Source organism: Bacillus cereus group sp. BceL220 (assembly GCF_051776965.1).
In the GTDB taxonomy this organism is placed as follows: Bacteria; Bacillota; Bacilli; order Bacillales; family Bacillaceae_G; genus Bacillus_A; species Bacillus_A cereus.
This window is the reverse complement of the sequence record NZ_JBPWBC010000003.1, coordinates 154841-171090: the sequence shown is the minus strand read 5'-3', so window position 1 is coordinate 171090 and position 16250 is coordinate 154841. Positions and strand designations below refer to the sequence as shown.

Below are 16250 nucleotides of genomic sequence, written 5' to 3'. Positions count from 1 at the left end.
TTCCGCCTCCATTTGCTATATATCCTTTTAACAATTTGGTAAGACCACTATTTTGTAACAAAAGGGGCATTTATTCGTAAACGTAGAATCCACGACCTGTTTTACGCCCTAACCATCCTGCATTCACATACTTACGTAATAACGGACATGGGCGATATTTACTATCTCCTAATCCTTCATGCAACACTTCCATAATGTATAAACACGTATCTAAACCGATAAAATCAGCGAGCGTCAAAGGCCCCATCGGATGGTTCATACCAAGCTTCATTACCTCATCAATTGCTTCTTTCGTCGCTACACCTTCATATAACGTATAAATTGCTTCGTTAATCATCGGTAGCAAAATGCGGTTTGATACAAAACCAGGGAAATCATTTACTTCAACTGGTACTTTCCCAATTTTTTTCGTAATATCTTCAATTGCTTCATATACTGCATCATCTGTAGCCAAACCACGAATAATCTCAACAAGCTTCATAACTGGAACTGGATTCATAAAGTGCATGCCGATTACTTTTTCCGGACGCTTCGTTACCGCTGCAATTTCTGTAATTGGCAGAGATGACGTATTTGTCGCTAAAATTGCGTGTTCTGGAGCAATTTCATCTAGATTCGCAAAGATTTTCTTTTTAATATCCATTTTCTCAACAGCTGCTTCAATAATAAGATCCGCTTCTTTCACACAATCTAAATCAAGCGTTACTGTAAGACGATTTAATGTCGCTTCCTTCTCTTCTTCCTTCATGCGTCCTTTTTCTACTTGGCGCGCTAAATTTTTCGTAATGATAGCCAATCCTCTATCTAATTGCTCTTGTTTTAAATCTTGTACCTTCACGTCATACCCTGCCATTGCACATACTTGTGCAATTCCTGATCCCATTTGCCCTGCACCAATTACAACAATGTTTTGTACACCCATTTTTTCTTCCCCCTTAATTGTTAATAAATTTTATACCCTCGAACTTTAATTAGTGAACTTCAATCATCACTGCGTCTCCTTGACCGCCACCGCTACAAATCGAAGCAATTCCAATTCCGCCGCCGCGCTGCTTAAGTGCATGGATTAGTGTTACGATAATGCGCGCTCCGCTTGCTCCAATTGGATGTCCCATCGCCACTGCGCCGCCATTTACATTCAATTTTTCTGGATCGATTCCTGCGATTTCTGTACTTGCAATTGCTACTGCTGCAAATGCTTCATTAATCTCGAATAAATCGATGTCTTCAATTGTCTTGCCTGTTTTTTCAAGCAATGCGTTAATTGCATAACCTGGCGTTCTTGGGAAATCTTTAGATTCCACTGCAATTGCTGTATGCGCCAAAATTGTCGCTAATGGCTTTCTTCCTTCTTGCTTCGCTCTGTCTTCGCTCATTAACACAAGTGCGGCACCACCATCGTTTAGTCCTGGCGCATTACCAGCTGTCACTGCCGCTTCCTTATCAAATACAGGTTTTAACTTTGCTAACTTTTCAATCGTTGTATCTTCACGTGGCGCCTCATCCTTTGCAACGACAATAGGATCGCCTTTTCTTTGCGGGATCGTTACTGGCACGATCTCCTCTTCAAAACGTCCTTCTTTATGCGCTGAAACCGCACGCTGATGGCTACGATATGCCCATTCATCTTGTGCTTCGCGAGAAATTCCATCTTCCTTCGCAACTTCTCCGCCATAAACACCCATGTGTGTACCTGAAAATGCGCATGTTAAACCGTCAGCAACGTTTAAATCAATAACTTCGTTGTTGCCCATTCTGTATCCCCATCTTGCTCCGCGTAAAATGTAAGGACTGTTACTCATCGACTCCATACCGCCAGCTACAATCAGTGATTGATCGCCAGTACGAATAATTTGATCCGCTAACGTAACCGCACGAAGTCCTGATGCACAAACTTTATTCACTGTTTCCGTCTGCACTTCCCAAGGGATTCCAGCAGCCCTTGCAGCTTGACGCGATGGAATTTGCCCCTGTCCCCCCTGAATAACCGTTCCAAATATAACTTCTTCAACATCACTAGCCGCAACATTTGCTCTTTCAAGCGCTGCTTTAATTGCAATTCCTCCAAGTTCCGTCGCTTTTACATCTTTTAAAGATCCTCCAAATTTTCCAACTGGTGTTCTTGCAGCACTTAAAATAACTGTTTTACTCATGTTTCTTTCCCCCATTTCTTTTTTTAACACTGAGCGCTCGCTCGGTATCCCTACGTTGAGAAGAGGTGCAATCATTGCACCTCTTTCTAAAGTTGTATACATTCTTATAAACTACATCGCTTCTTTTTTCTGTCCGATAACAGATCGTTCTAAAATCTCTGTCACATCAAGAGTTTGAACTTTCTCTTCTACCTCTTTCGCTTTCGTTCCATCACTGATCATCGTTAAGCAATATGGACAACCTGTACCGATAATGGATGGCTGTACAGCTAATGCTTGTTCTGTACGAGCAACGTTAATACGAGAACCTGTTGTTTCTTCCATCCACATTAAGCCACCACCTGCGCCACAGCACATTCCAGTTTCACGGTTACGTGCCATTTCTACAAGATTCACTCCAGGAATCGCTTTCAAAATGTCACGTGGCGCTTCGTACACTTCGTTGTATCTTCCTAAATAACAGGAATCATGGTACGTAACTGTTTCTTCAATAGCGTGAACAGGCTTTAAGCGCCCTTCTTTCACCCACTGAGCTAACAATTCTGTATGATGATAGACTTCTGCTTGCAAGCCAAAGTCCGGATACTCATTTTTAAATGTGTTATAAGCATGAGGATCAATCGTAACGATTTTCTTCACTCCTGCCTTTTCAAATTCTTCGATATTCTTTGTCGCCATCTCTTGGAATACAAATTCATTTCCAAGGCGGCGTGGTGTATCTCCAGAATTCTTTTCTTTATTACCGAGAATTGCGAATGAAATGCCTGCTTCGTTCATTAACTTCGCAAACGATATCGCAATCTTCTGACTACGATTGTCGTATGATCCCATTGAACCAACCCAGAATAAATACTCGAATTCCTCCCCAGCTTTTGATTTTTCTTTTACAGTTGGAACTGTTACTTCGTCATCACCTTGGCGCCATGTTTCACGCTCTTTACGGTTCAGACCCCACGGATTCCCTTGACGCTCAATATTTGTCATCGCGCGTTGTGCTTCCGCGTCCATTTTTCCTTCTGTTAAAACGAGATATCGACGTAAATCAATAATTTTGTCAACATGCTCATTCATAACTGGACATTGATCTTCACAGTTACGACACGTTGTACATGCCCAAATCTCTTCTTCTGTAATAACATCTCCGATTAAACTCGGATCGTAAGCGAGAGTTGTAGCCGCTGATTCTTGTTGTCCTTTTCCAGCTGCCATCATCGCTAACTGATTTCCTTGTGTATTATTGAAGGCAACTACTGGAACCCATGGTGCTTTTGATGTTACCGCAGCTCCTTTATCAGTTAAATGATCACGAAGTTTTAAAATTAAGTCCATCGGCGATAACATTTTTCCTGTTCCTGTTGCCGGACACATATTTGTACAACGACCACACTCTACACAAGCGTATAAGTCAATAAGTTGATTTTGTCTAAAGTCTTCAATTTTACCAACACCAAATGTTTCTTGTGTTTCATCTTCAAAATCAATCTTTTCAAGCTTTCCTGGGTTTGAAAGACGACCGAAGAATACATTAGCTGGTCCCGCAATTAAATGCGCATGTTTTGATTGTGGAACATAGACTAAAAACGTTAACAAAATTAGTAAATGCACCCACCAAGAAAAATAGAACACTGAAATGGCTACGGTTTCATTTATCCCGCTAAAAACGTAAGCGATTGCAGAAGCGATTGGTTCACTCCATGAAAGCTCCTCACCATGCCATATAAGTCCCATACCGTTACCAAGTAGCACAGAAATCATTAAGCCACCGATAAAGATAAGAACAAGACCTGATTTGAAGTTACGTTTTAAACGAACAAGCTTTTCTACATAACGTCTATGAAAAGCCCAAAATACTGCAATTAAAATAACAAGTGTGACAATTTCCTGGAAGAATGTAAATGCAGGGTATAGTGGTCCAAGTGGAAGATGTGATCCTGGTGCGAGTCCTTTCCAAACGAAGTCAATTGCTCCAAATTGGACAAGAATAAATCCGTAAAAGAACATAACGTGAATGATGCCGCTTTTCTTATCTTTCAGCAGCTTTTTCTGACCGAAAACATTGACCTTAAGGAGATCCCAACGCTCTTTAAAACGACGGTCAAATTCAATTTTTTTTCCTAATTGTATGTAGGCCATTCTCGTCCGTATAAGATATACAAACAAATATCCTGCATAAGCAATAACAGCAATGGCAGCCAGCCAATTAATGATCAGTAAGCTATTCATTTTTATGCTACCCCTCTCTTTGTAAGCCCTCTTTCTTTTTTGAATCTTCAAAAATATATAATTTTCTGAATTATATCCCCTATCCCCATTATATAATGAGTGAGCATTCAGTCAACAGTTTTTTGTTATAGAACAACACATTTTTTCATAAAGCTGTTTATTTCGGTGAAACTATAAAGTGAAACTTTAATCAGTAGGGCTTTTACGGGCAGTTGATTTCCAAACTAACTTCTACTTATCCACCAGTTTTTGAGGTGGAGGCTTACTGCCCGTTAAAGCGGGATAAAGTGAAACTTTAATCAGTGCAACATACTATCATCTGATGAAATTTATAATAACAGCCGTGCTACCCGTATCATTTGTAACACACTGAAGGTGAAAAGAATGCGAAGGAGGGAATTCACTGATGCTCTACTTATCTCTTTTGTTAATATCCGTTGCTCTTTGGATTACAATTGATCTTTCATACGGGAGATTTCTTCATTTAAAACGGGTAAGCTCTCGCACTTTCCCTTTACGTCAAAGTGATTTTCACCTTTATACATACGGGAAAGATTTGTATGACGCTTTATTTACTGATATAAAACAAGCACAGCACCACATTCATATTTTATTCTTCATTGTAAAAAACGATAAAATCAGTCGTGAATTTTTAAATTTGCTGATTGATAAGGCTCAGGAAGGAATTGAAGTACGACTTTTACTTGATCGATTTGGCAGCCATTCTTTATCAAACGAAGCTATTCGCTCCCTCCGAAAACATGGTGTATCTTTTTCATTTTGTCATAAGGTAAAATTTCCTCTGCTTTTCTTTTCTGCCAATCAAAGAAACCATAGAAAAATTACAGTGATTGATGGGAAAACTGGCTATATCGGGGGATTTAATATCGGCGAAGAGTATCTGGGGCATAATGAATATTTAGGATTATGGCGAGACTATCATTTACGTCTTACAGGAGAAGGGGTTCAAGATTTACAAAAGCAATTTTTGCATGACTGGTTTGATGATACGAAACAGGATTTATTGAATGCTTCTCTTTATTTTCCAAAACAAAACCCAGGTACCATACTGCATCAATTTATTCCGACTGATGGTGCTTATTTACAGCATACTTTTTTACATTTAATTAACGGAGCAAAAAAAGAAATCTGTATCGGTACACCATATTTCATTCCTGGAAAAAAAATTATGAATGCCTTATTAAAAGCAAGAGAAAGAGGGGTTCAAATCACAATTCTTGTTCCAGAAAAAGCTGATCACCCTCTCGTTCGAGAAGCAAAATTCCCATACTGCCGAAAATTAATACAGGCTGGTTGCAATATTTATGCATTTCAACAAGGTTTTTTTCACGCCAAAATTATTATAGTGGATGATGATATTTGTGATATCGGAACAGCAAACTTTGATATGAGAAGTTTATATATTAACCATGAAATAAACTGCCTGTTATATAGTAAACATTTCGTTCAAACAGTAAAAAATAAATTCCATGAAGACCTAAAGAATGCATCCATACTTTCCTATAGCGATGTAAACCCAACTTCTCTTATCGATAGAGGAAAGGAATGGATTGGAACAATGCTTGCTTTCTTTTTATAGGAAAGACAATGAATAAAAGAGGTGTATCTTATATGATTATGCGGTTTGGATATGTCTCACATGCAATGGCACTCTGGGACTGTTCTCCTGCCAAAACAATGACGTTTACAAGCTTTAAGAAACTCAGCAAGCAAGAGCGAGAAGACAAACTGTACCACGTTATAAGGCAAAATTTAGAGCACACAATACGTATCCTACATTACAATATAGCGCATGAAATCCCACTATATCGCCTATCGTCTTCAATCGTCCCACTTGCAACACATCCCGAAGTCGAGTTTGACTATATTGGGGTATTCACACCACTTTGGCGTAAAATAGGAGCTTTAATTAAAGAACACAATTTACGAATAAGTTTTCATCCAAATCAATTTACGCTATTTACAAGCGACAAGCCACATATTACTACTAACGCTATTACGGATATGACTTATCATTATAAAGTATTAGATGCTATAGGCATTGCAGATTCCTCTTACATTAATATTCATGTAGGTGGAGCCTATGGAAATAAAGAAAAGGCAATTGAGCGCTTCCATGAAAACATAAAAAAACTTCCTGCACATATAAAAAAACAAATGACTCTTGAAAATGATGATAAAACCTATACAACCGCTGAAACTTTATCAATTTGCCAAAAAGAAAATATTCCATTTGTATTTGATTATCATCATCATATGGCCAATCTTTGCGAGGAACCACTAGAAGAGTTGCTTCCTGCAATTTTTGAAACTTGGTCACATACAAATATCTCTCCTAAAGTTCACATTTCCTCTCCGAGATCGGAAAAAGAATTTAGGGCTCATGCTGAATATATCGATTTAGAGTTTATCAAGCCCTTCTTACACGTTGCAAAAAAAAACAATCATAATTTCGATATTATGATTGAAAGTAAACAAAAAGACTTAGCACTATTCCAATTAATAGATGAACTTTCTGCTATAAGAGGAATTAAAAGAATAAGTGGTGCAAAGTTACAGTGGTAAATTGTAACTTTGCACCATTTTTTCAAAAAAGTAATTTTTATAGTAAAAAACATCCTATTTTATATGCTATTATTTAAATTAGCATTCCCCCGAGATTCAACTTTATTGAAACGGAGTCATAATATGATTAGTCAAAAAAAGTATGTACAATTTGTCATAATATACATATCTATATTCGCTCTTTGGATACTCTTTATTCCAAATGAGTCGCATATAAAGGAAATTGGGATTCTTTTCTTATTCTGTTTCGCTGCACTTTTTTCTTGCCACTGTTTATATAAAGCTATTAAGAAAATGAAACGCAGTGATAAACTATTTTGGATTTTATTACTATGTACTTGCCTATGTGGATTAATTATGGAGATAACCCTATTTCTTAGTTCACTTTCCATACATGATCAATCTATATTTTCATATAAAGCATTGCCTTTTTTTATCATACAATATATTTTGCTCTTTGTTGGATTTGCTATAAAGTTTATAAAGAATTACTCTATTAAGGGGCTTTCGCAATTTTCATTCGATAGCATCTTTATTATTATTATGAACATTTATTTCACCTTAACTTTTATCTTAGATCTTTCAAGTTTCCGCATGTTAACAAAGGATACTTGGATTTTAATTGGGTATTTCATTGCACAATCATTAGTAATTTACGCCGTTATTAGCCTATATAGAAGAGAACAATATTCTTCTAGTAGAATCGCATTAATTATCGGCTTCACTATTATACTCATATACGGTTATATTCATCTGTTTCAATTGAACTTTGGGATGAAAACTTCTGCTGAAATTAATTATTTAATACACACTGCTTCTATTTTATTAATTGGACTTTCTTCCATACTATATATTTTAGATAAACCAATGCAGCATGAAACGAAAACAAAATATTATCGATTCGATTATGTACGTTTTATACTACCTTATTTTAGTATAATTATTACTTTTTCTTTTATTATCATTCAACCTTGGGATGATAAGTTCATGTTAATCGGTCTCGTATTATCACTTATTTTGTTATTCTTGCGGCAACTTTACATGTGGAAAGATAATCAAGCACTAATCCATACATATGAACAGTTGACTACACAACTAGAGGATGAAGTTGAAGAAGGTGCATTTGCATTATCAAAAAGTGAACAACGTTATAAATCTTTATTCGAAGATCATCCCGATGCCGTTTTCTCTTTAAATATGAATGGCATTTTTCAACACTCTAATAAGGCATGCGAAAGCTTATTTACTGCCTATTATTGCGAAGTGGCAAGCTATTCTCTGGTACACTTCATTGATTCAAAAGACCACGAACTACTAAAGAAGGCTTTACAAATTACAAAGGAAGGTAGGCCACAAACGTTAGAAGTTCGTACAAAAGAACAAGAAGGCTATTATTATTATCTCCATATTACACTTATCCCTACTTTTATAAACAAAGAAGTGGTCGGAATGTTTGGGATAGCGCGTGATATTACCACTTTATATGAAAAACAAAAACAAGTAGAACATTTAGCCTTTCACGATGCACTTACTGGATTACCAAATCGCCGAAAGTTCGAAAAAGATTTAAAAGCCATTTTAAATACAGCCCAAACTAACGCAAATGATGTCGCCGTCATATTCCTTGATTTAGATCGATTTAAAAAAATTAACGATAGACTTGGTCATGACGTCGGAGATTTATTATTAATTGAAGTAGCAAAAAGATTACGCGGTTGCTTGCGTTCAAAAGATGTCGTCGCTCGCCAAGGTGGAGATGAATTTACCATTCTATTACCAGAAATGTACTCAGAAAAAAGTGCAATTTTTATAGCTGAACAGATTTTAACTATTTTAAACAAACCATTCTTCATTCAAGGCGAAGAACTCTCTATTACACCAAGTATCGGAATTGCGATGTATCCTGATTACGGAACTGATGTAAATGAGTTAATGAAAAATGCTGATATGGCTATGTACCGTGCGAAGGCAAATGGAAAAAACAGATTTGTTTTCTTCTCAAAAGAAATGAGTATCGCTCAAAATGAAATTCAATTCTTAGAAGGTGAACTTTCAAAAGCATTACAACAAAATGAATTTTTCCTTGAATACCAGCCACAAGTAAGCACAAAAACAAAACAAATTATCGGTTTTGAAGCATTAATACGTTGGAAGCATCCAAAACTCGGCATCGTATCTCCAGCCCAATTTATCCCTCTAGCAGAGGAAACTGGTTTTATTATTGAACTTGGTAATTGGATTTTACGTACTGCCTGTTTAGAGGCAAAAAGATGGCATAATCAAGGTTTTTCTCACTTAAAAGTTGGTGTGAATTTATCTGTTGTTCAATTTAACCATGCAGATTTAATCTCAACTATTTCAAAGGTGTTGGAAGAAACAGAACTGAAACCAGAAGCACTAGATATTGAAATTACGGAAAGCATCGCAATTAATCAAAATCAATCTGTAGTTGCAAAACTAGAACAGCTTCAAAATCTCGGCATTCAAATTTCAATCGATGACTTTGGAACTGGTTATAGTTCTTTAGCTTATTTAACAAAATATCCAATTAACACATTAAAAATTGCTCGAGAGTTTATTTGTGGAATTACAACTAGCCCTTTAGAAGAAGCAATTGTCTCTTCCATTATTACACTATCAAAAGAACTAAATTTAGAAGTGATTGCAGAAGGTGTAGAAACGGAAGAAGAATGGGAATTTTTACATAGACAAAATTGTGATCACATTCAAGGATTCTTTATTAGCAAACCTGTTTCTAGTAAAGACGTTTGGATGTTACTCCATAAAAAAACAACCGTCTAAGTAAGACGGTTGTTTTTTTAAAACTCAAAAGGCATATCTGAAGCTAATTGTACCTCTTGATCATCATGAGAAATTACTTGGCTTTTCTCTAAAGCTGTATCCGCTAATGAAATACCCCATGTCATTGCTAACGTTAATAGACTACCGATAAGTAGTTTCTTCATATTCCATCACCCACATTTTTTCTTTTAATATATCATGAAAATTTATCCATACATTATGCAATTATGCATATTTAGTTTTTGCGTTATTTTATTTCGTCATTTTTTTCATAAATTTTTCTTTATACGTATGCATTTCTAATATATCAAAAAAGAAATAAGCCTTTTCATAAGCTTCTTCACTCTCTGTCTCATCATAGCCTAGCTTTTCTAAACATTCACCTTTTTGATAGTATAGCTGCCCAATCAATGCCATACTATTAATTCGACACGATATTTCAATAGCTTTATTTATTTGATAAAGAGCCTCTTCATATTGATTATCTAAGTATAATGTTTTCGCATAATTATGTCTTACCTTCACATCAAACTCTTTATTTTCAGGTAATGCCTCTAATTGCTTTAATATACCTTCAAATAACTCCATGCCCTTCTTAAAGTAACCATTTTCAGCATAAATATTTGCAATTGCATTCTCTATATAAAGATTTTGGTACACATCAATCCCAGTTAATTGTTGATTTAACAATTTTTTTAATTCTAAAATACAATATTCATAATCACTTTTCTTCAATACATACGCTGCTACATGATATTGCCATTGAAGAAATTGCTGAAACTCAGGATGATATTCTTCCTTTTTCAACTCATTCCATACTTTATTATAAATTTCTTTATATTTCTTTTGCTTACAAAGCATAATGATTTGATCTTTTAACTGCTTTTTCCTCTCAATATCGGAATAAATGAGTACCTCATAAAAATGAATAATGGGAACTTGTAACTTTGCTGCAATACCTTGCAATATATCCATACTTGGGTATACCGCACCCGATTCAATTCTGCTCACTTCCGATTGATGACATATGTTCTCGGATAACTGTTTTTGTGTTAATCCTCTCAATACTCTAATTTTCTTAATTTCACTTCCTAATTTCTCTGCGTGCATACTTACTCACCATCCCATTATAACAATCTAATTTGTTAAGTTGTCATACCACTACAATAATGTGAATTCGACAATTTTTGATATGAAATAATGCATAATATATATAAAATTCGGCAAATTTTTCATACAATTCATCTCACATACAATAATAGATTAGGAGTGTTATAGATGAATTATAGAAAACTTGCTAGTGCTTTCGTTACATTCGGTCTTCTTTGTCCTTTATCAACAGAAGCTATTCATGCTCAAGAATTAGACAAAAGTGCAGTCAAAGTTGAAATTGCTCAGCCTGGTTTAACAATCGGGAAATTAACACAACCTCAAAATGATACGAAAGAAAATATTGCTAAAAAGTATTTAAAGGGTGAGGTAAATGGGGCGAAAGCTCAACAAGAACAAGTCACTACTGAAAAAAATGTAGATTTCCAACCTACAAATAAAGAAACCAAAGAAAATCAAACCGAAGTTCGCCTTGCACAAACATATAAAAACTATAAAGTATATGGCCAAGATCTCATTGTAAAAGTAGATAAAAATGGAGTGATCACAACTGTTAGTGGTAAAGTTATTCAAAATTTAAATCAACAACCTAATCTTACTATAACAAATTTTTTGTCGAAAAATGAAGTAAAATCTAAATTACGCGATATAGTTCAAATTCCAAGTGATGCAGTTGAGACAGAATTCTCTAGCGAAACCGTTGTTTATAAGAAAAAAGATGGCTATTATACATTCGCAACTGTTATTACATTTACTTATGAAAACAATGAACAAATTATAAACGGCAATGCTATAGTTGATTTAAAAACTGGCGAAGTACTTTTCCAAGAAAAATTCATTAAAAACAAAGAGAATAAGACTATAAATCAAGTAACATCACCTAGATTATCCCCCGCAAGTGAGCAAGGAACTGGGAAAAATGCACTTCAAGAAAACATCTCTTTCAATATTGCCAAAGGAACTGATGGAAAATTTTATTTAGCGGATTTATCACGCGGAAATGGTATTTATATTTATAATGCAAACTACGCCGATTCCCTCGGGGGATATAGTCAAGCTGGTTATCCAGGGACACTAATTTCAAGTAGTACTCCTAATTTTGCAGATAAAGAAGCCGCGGGCGCTATGAAGAACATGAGTGATATTTACGATTACTTTAAGAAAGAACATAATCTAAAAAGTTACGACAATAAAGATTCAAAAGTTGTCGCTAGTGTACACGGTTTTGATTCTACTGAAGTTAGTGATGGTGTAAAAGAAGACTATGTAAATGCATTTTGGCATCCCGCTTGGAACCAAATGGTATTTGGTGATGGTTTAGACGGAAAACTAACATCCGCTCTTGATGTAACAGCTCATGAATTTGGACATGCTGTATTTAGTGGCACGACGAAAAATAAAGTCGTGAGATATCCAAGCGCTGAAACATCTGCACTAAACGAGGGATTAGCGGATTTCTGGGGTACACAAATCGAATATTACGTAAAGAAAGATAAAGGAAACTGGATTATGGGCGATACATTAGGTGGCCTAACAATTCGTGATATCCCAAGGGAAATTGGTGACGGCGGTCATAAATTATATACAAATTTACAAGATTTCTATAACGATGGTAATAATCAAGAATCACACGTGAATTCTGGTATTATCAGTCACGTATTATATCAATTAGCTGAAGGTAAAACATATAACGGTGTTGCTGTTCAAAAGCAAGGAAATGAAAAAGTAAGTAAAGTTGTTATGCGTACATTGCAAAATTATGCAACTTCCGCTGAAGACTTTGAATCACTTCAATCTCATATTGTACAAGCTGCAAAAGATTTATATGGCACTGCCGTATCAAATGAATTTGCAAAGGCATTTGAAGCACACGGTTACAAACCGTTACAAAAAATAAATAAAGTAATAGCGGTACAATAATAAAAAAAGAAGTTTACCAATCATAGGTAAACTTCTTTTCATATCCAACCCTTTTCTTCCGCAATTGTAATTGCCTCAATTCTATTTTTCGCATCGAGCTTCGTTAATACTTCAGAAATATAATTACGCACTGTACCCGGTGAAAGATAAAGTGCCTTCGCAATTTCGTTTGCCGTCTTTCCTTCTTTCGCAAGCAACAATACTTCCTTTTCGCGATCTGACAACGGATTTTGCTCCTGCCATAGGCCGAACATTAAATCTTGGGAGACCTCTCGTTTCCCCTTCATTACATTACGAATTGCTGCTGCTAAATCTTCACTTGGGCTATCCTTTAACAAATAGCCGTGCACACCAGCTTTCATTGCTCTTTCAAAATATCCCGGCCGTGCAAATGTTGTTAAAATTATTACTTTACATAATGATTTTTCTTTCTTTAACGCTTCAGCAACATCTAATCCACTTTGAATCGGCATTTCAATATCCATAATACTTATATCCGGTTTTAACGATTCAATTAATTTTAGTGCCTCTTCCCCGTTTGCCGCTTGCCCAATTACTTCGATATCATCTTCTAGATCAAGTAGGGCCCCTAATGCACCACGAAGCATCCGTTGATCTTCTGCAATAATAATTCGAATCATGCCCTCACCTCATCTTTTCCTGTTCTAATAACAACTGGAACTTTTACTGTTAACAACGTCCCTGGATTGATTGTACCTAGTTCAACAAATCCATCAATAAGAGCAATTCGTTCTTTCATGCCGCGGATACCATTTCCATCATGATTTTGATCTGTTAAACCGATTCCGTTATCTTTTACTTTCAAAATCAGCTCACCTTGCGATTCTAATACAGAAACTGTGCACCGCGTTGCCTTGCTATGTTTTACAACATTCGTAACAGCCTCACGTAAACACATCCCGACAATATTTTGTTCAATTGGTGATAACGAACTCGAGCTAGCTTCTTGCCTCACTTCTAATTCAATATTAGCTGCTTGTAAGATCGCTTTTATTTGCTCTAGCTCTTCTTCTACCGTAATCATACGCATATCAGAAATTAATTCTCTCAGCTGTTTTAAGGCTGTACGAGACGTTTGTGTAATTTCCTTCGCTTCCGCACTTGCACGCTCTGGATTTTTCACAATTAACTTCTCTACAAGCTGGCTTTTCAAAGTAATAAGAGATAACGTATGCCCTAATGTGTCATGAAGATCTCTTGCAATCCGCTGCCGTTCTTCACGTTTTACTAAGTCTTTAATTTGCTCGTTCGCCTGATCCAATTGATTTCTTAACATCTTTTTCTGATTAAAATTGCGCATACCAAATGGCGTAAGAAGCATTAAAATAAACATTGGAACGATATTTACTAAACTTGTAGTTGTTAGTTGATTCATATTTACAAATAAAAATGCTCCAAGCATTATAACTAACGAACATAACAGCACTCGAAATACTTTCTTATTTGGCGCAAATCCCATCGCACTTGCTGTGAAAAAGCCAAAAAATATCATAAAAGGATTATAAAATAAAGCAAATAAAAAGATGAGTACCATTTGAATACACGCCCAAAAAACAAACGTCCTCTGAACAAAATAAAGCTGACGGTATGTGACGATAAAAATTATCAACATACCGCTTCCTATTACAAGCTTCCATCCTGATGCCTGCGCTAAGTGATAAATTGGAAATAATAGATAAACAAACCACATATACGGGAAGAATCCCATATGTTTCGGAAAAATCTCAATCCTCTTCTTCTCTATCATTTATACCGCTTCCTGTCTTTTTCTTATATATATTGATACTACAACAAATATAAGGAAATAACCTCCTAATACCGCGATATTTTCCCATCCAATTGATTTTCCAGCTACAATATCCCACGCACCACTTCCGAAATGGTATGTCGGTGTCCATTCACCAATCGTTCTTAATATTTTGGGGAATACTTCAATCGGCATCCATAACCCGCCAACTATAGCTAAACTCATATTTAAAATATTTGCTAAGCCAGCAGCTGCGTCCGCCTTCTTAATGGAACCTATTACTGTGCCTAATGCTAAAAATGGTGTTACCCCTAACAACAACCATAATCCCGCACCAATCCATTGCCCTACCGTTAACTCAACATGATTAATTAGTATCCCTGCAATAAAGATAACTAATATTGAAAAAGCATTTACTACTGTTTGTGCAATAATTTTAGCAGTTATATACGCACCCTCTGGAAGTGGTGTGATTTTCAAAAGATGTGTCCATCCTTGTCCTCTTTCCTGAGAAAGTCTCACACCGAAACTAAAGAGTGCAGTCCCTACAATACTGAAAGTTGCCATCGAAATTAAATAGTGTGCTTTCCACGCATCTCCGTTTTGTGGTACTTGAACAACATTTGTAAAAATGTAGTAAAACATAACAGGCATTAATAATGAGAAAAAGATAAATAATTTATTGCGGAATGTACGTAAAATTTCTATTTTGCACTGCATCCATAACGCTCTCATGCGATTTCCTCCTTCTGATTTGCAACGAATTGTTCAAATGCTTCATCAAGACTTCCACGTTCAACTGAAACATCTGTTACAGGTAAACTCTTTTGATAAATGGCTTTTAAAGTTGCATCCGTATCCTCCGTTGTTAAAATGAAGCGTCCTTCGCTTGACTTTACTTCTGTTACATTTGGTAATTCCTTTAGTAATTTTGTAGGAATGCTTTCCTTCGAGTAAAATGTGATTGTTTTTCGCGAAATCGTCGCTTTCATTTCGTCTGGTGTACCATCTGCGATAATCTTTCCGTTCGCAAATAATAAGATACGATTTGCTAAAGCATCTGCTTCTTCTAAATAATGCGTCGTTAAAATAATTGTTTTCCCTTCACTTGCTAACTTTCGAATCGTTTCCCAAAACATTCTTCGAGACGTAATATCCATTCCGACTGTCGGCTCATCTAAAAATAACAAATCTGGATTTCCCGCAAGTGCAAGCGCAAAATTCAACCTTCTTTTTTGCCCACCTGATAACTTCTCACATCTTTGCTTTCGCTCTGATTCTAAATTTGATAACTGCAGTAACGTTTCTTTCGCTATAGGATTCGTATAATAACTACGGAATAACTCGATTGCCTCTTCCACCGTAATACTATCAATGACACTTACTTCTTGCAGCATCGCACCGAGGCTATTACGAACATCTCTATGCTTTGGACTCTTTCCAAATATAAAGACCTTACCTTCTGTCGGGTCCTTTAATCCAAGCATCATCGACATCGTCGTTGTTTTCCCCGCACCATTCGGACCAAGTAACGCTACTATTTCCCCTTTATTTACATGAAATGAAACGTTATTTACTGCGTTTTTATGTTTAAATGTTTTAGAAACACCATTTACTTCAATAATCTTTTCCATCTCTCCACCCCCGCTGTTTCTTATATTTACATTGTATTACTTGGAAAACTTAGG

The 16250-nt window shown here is 36.0% G+C and carries 13 protein-coding genes; 4 read left to right on the top strand and 9 right to left on the bottom strand.

Annotated elements, in window-relative coordinates:
• Nucleotides 1–70: 70 nt before the first annotated feature.
• Genes ACS2FK_RS09890 through ACS2FK_RS09880 form a run of 3 tightly spaced genes read right to left on the bottom strand, consistent with a single transcriptional unit; the run spans nt 71 to nt 4376 of the window.
• Complete coding sequence (locus ACS2FK_RS09890) at nt 71–922, bottom strand: 3-hydroxybutyryl-CoA dehydrogenase (protein ID WP_000538874.1); 852 nt, start codon at nt 920–922, stop codon at nt 71–73.
• Between the two features lie 49 nt (nt 923–971).
• Nucleotides 972–2255: an acetyl-CoA C-acetyltransferase gene (locus tag ACS2FK_RS09885; protein WP_120459809.1), complete on the bottom strand. Its 1284-nt coding sequence runs from the start codon at nt 2253–2255 to the stop codon at nt 972–974.
• A 9-nt stretch (nt 2256–2264) separates the two neighbouring features.
• Nucleotides 2265–4376, bottom strand: coding sequence for a heterodisulfide reductase-related iron-sulfur binding cluster (locus ACS2FK_RS09880; protein ID WP_001086772.1), 2112 nt, complete (start codon nt 4374–4376; stop codon nt 2265–2267).
• A gap of 406 nt (nt 4377–4782) precedes the next feature.
• On the opposite strand from ACS2FK_RS09880, the gene cls reads away from it, so the two are divergent.
• The 3 genes from cls (at nt 4783) to ACS2FK_RS09865 (ending at nt 9764) form a co-directional block, all read left to right on the top strand.
• Nucleotides 4783–5976 carry a cardiolipin synthase gene (gene cls / locus ACS2FK_RS09875; protein WP_000966410.1) on the top strand — a complete coding sequence of 398 codons (1194 nt, stop codon included), beginning with the start codon at nt 4783–4785 and terminating at the stop codon, nt 5974–5976.
• A gap of 32 nt (nt 5977–6008) precedes the next feature.
• Nucleotides 6009–6962, top strand: coding sequence for a UV DNA damage repair endonuclease UvsE (gene uvsE, locus ACS2FK_RS09870; RefSeq protein ID WP_063549392.1), 954 nt, complete (start codon nt 6009–6011; stop codon nt 6960–6962).
• A 123-nt stretch (nt 6963–7085) separates the two neighbouring features.
• A complete protein-coding gene (locus ACS2FK_RS09865; protein ID WP_015055216.1) occupies nt 7086–9764 on the top strand; it encodes a DUF4084 domain-containing protein in 2679 nt (892 codons plus the stop codon).
• A gap of 17 nt (nt 9765–9781) precedes the next feature.
• Here the strand turns inward: ACS2FK_RS09865 and ACS2FK_RS09860 are convergent, their stop codons facing one another.
• A complete protein-coding gene (locus ACS2FK_RS09860) occupies nt 9782–9928 on the bottom strand; it encodes a quorum-sensing peptide PapR (protein WP_000734744.1) in 147 nt (48 codons plus the stop codon).
• A gap of 88 nt (nt 9929–10016) precedes the next feature.
• Nucleotides 10017–10874 (bottom strand): helix-turn-helix domain-containing protein, encoded by an 858-nt coding sequence (locus ACS2FK_RS09855; RefSeq protein ID WP_023523572.1) that lies wholly within the window; start codon nt 10872–10874, stop codon nt 10017–10019.
• Between the two features lie 168 nt (nt 10875–11042).
• On the opposite strand from ACS2FK_RS09855, the gene ACS2FK_RS09850 reads away from it, so the two are divergent.
• The gene (locus tag ACS2FK_RS09850; RefSeq protein ID WP_063549171.1) at nt 11043–12794 is read left to right on the top strand and encodes a M4 family metallopeptidase; all 1752 of its coding nucleotides are present in this window, start codon (nt 11043–11045) and stop codon (nt 12792–12794) included.
• A gap of 38 nt (nt 12795–12832) precedes the next feature.
• Here the strand turns inward: ACS2FK_RS09850 and ACS2FK_RS09845 are convergent, their stop codons facing one another.
• The 4 genes from ACS2FK_RS09845 to ACS2FK_RS09830 are packed head-to-tail and all read right to left on the bottom strand — an operon-like array spanning nt 12833 to nt 16196.
• Nucleotides 12833–13435 (bottom strand): response regulator transcription factor, encoded by a 603-nt coding sequence (locus ACS2FK_RS09845; RefSeq protein ID WP_063549173.1) that lies wholly within the window; start codon nt 13433–13435, stop codon nt 12833–12835.
• Nucleotides 13432–14562, bottom strand: a complete 1131-nt coding sequence (locus ACS2FK_RS09840) for a sensor histidine kinase (RefSeq protein ID WP_063549175.1) — start codon at nt 14560–14562, stop codon at nt 13432–13434. Before ACS2FK_RS09840 ends, ACS2FK_RS09845 begins: the two co-directional genes overlap by 4 nt.
• On the bottom strand, nt 14563–15297 hold the full coding sequence (locus tag ACS2FK_RS09835) for an ABC transporter permease (RefSeq protein WP_001202428.1): 735 nt from the start codon (nt 15295–15297) through the stop codon (nt 14563–14565).
• Nucleotides 15294–16196, bottom strand: coding sequence for an ABC transporter ATP-binding protein (locus ACS2FK_RS09830; protein WP_000411127.1), 903 nt, complete (start codon nt 16194–16196; stop codon nt 15294–15296). Before ACS2FK_RS09830 ends, ACS2FK_RS09835 begins: the two co-directional genes overlap by 4 nt.
• Between the last annotated feature and the right edge of the window lie 54 nt (nt 16197–16250).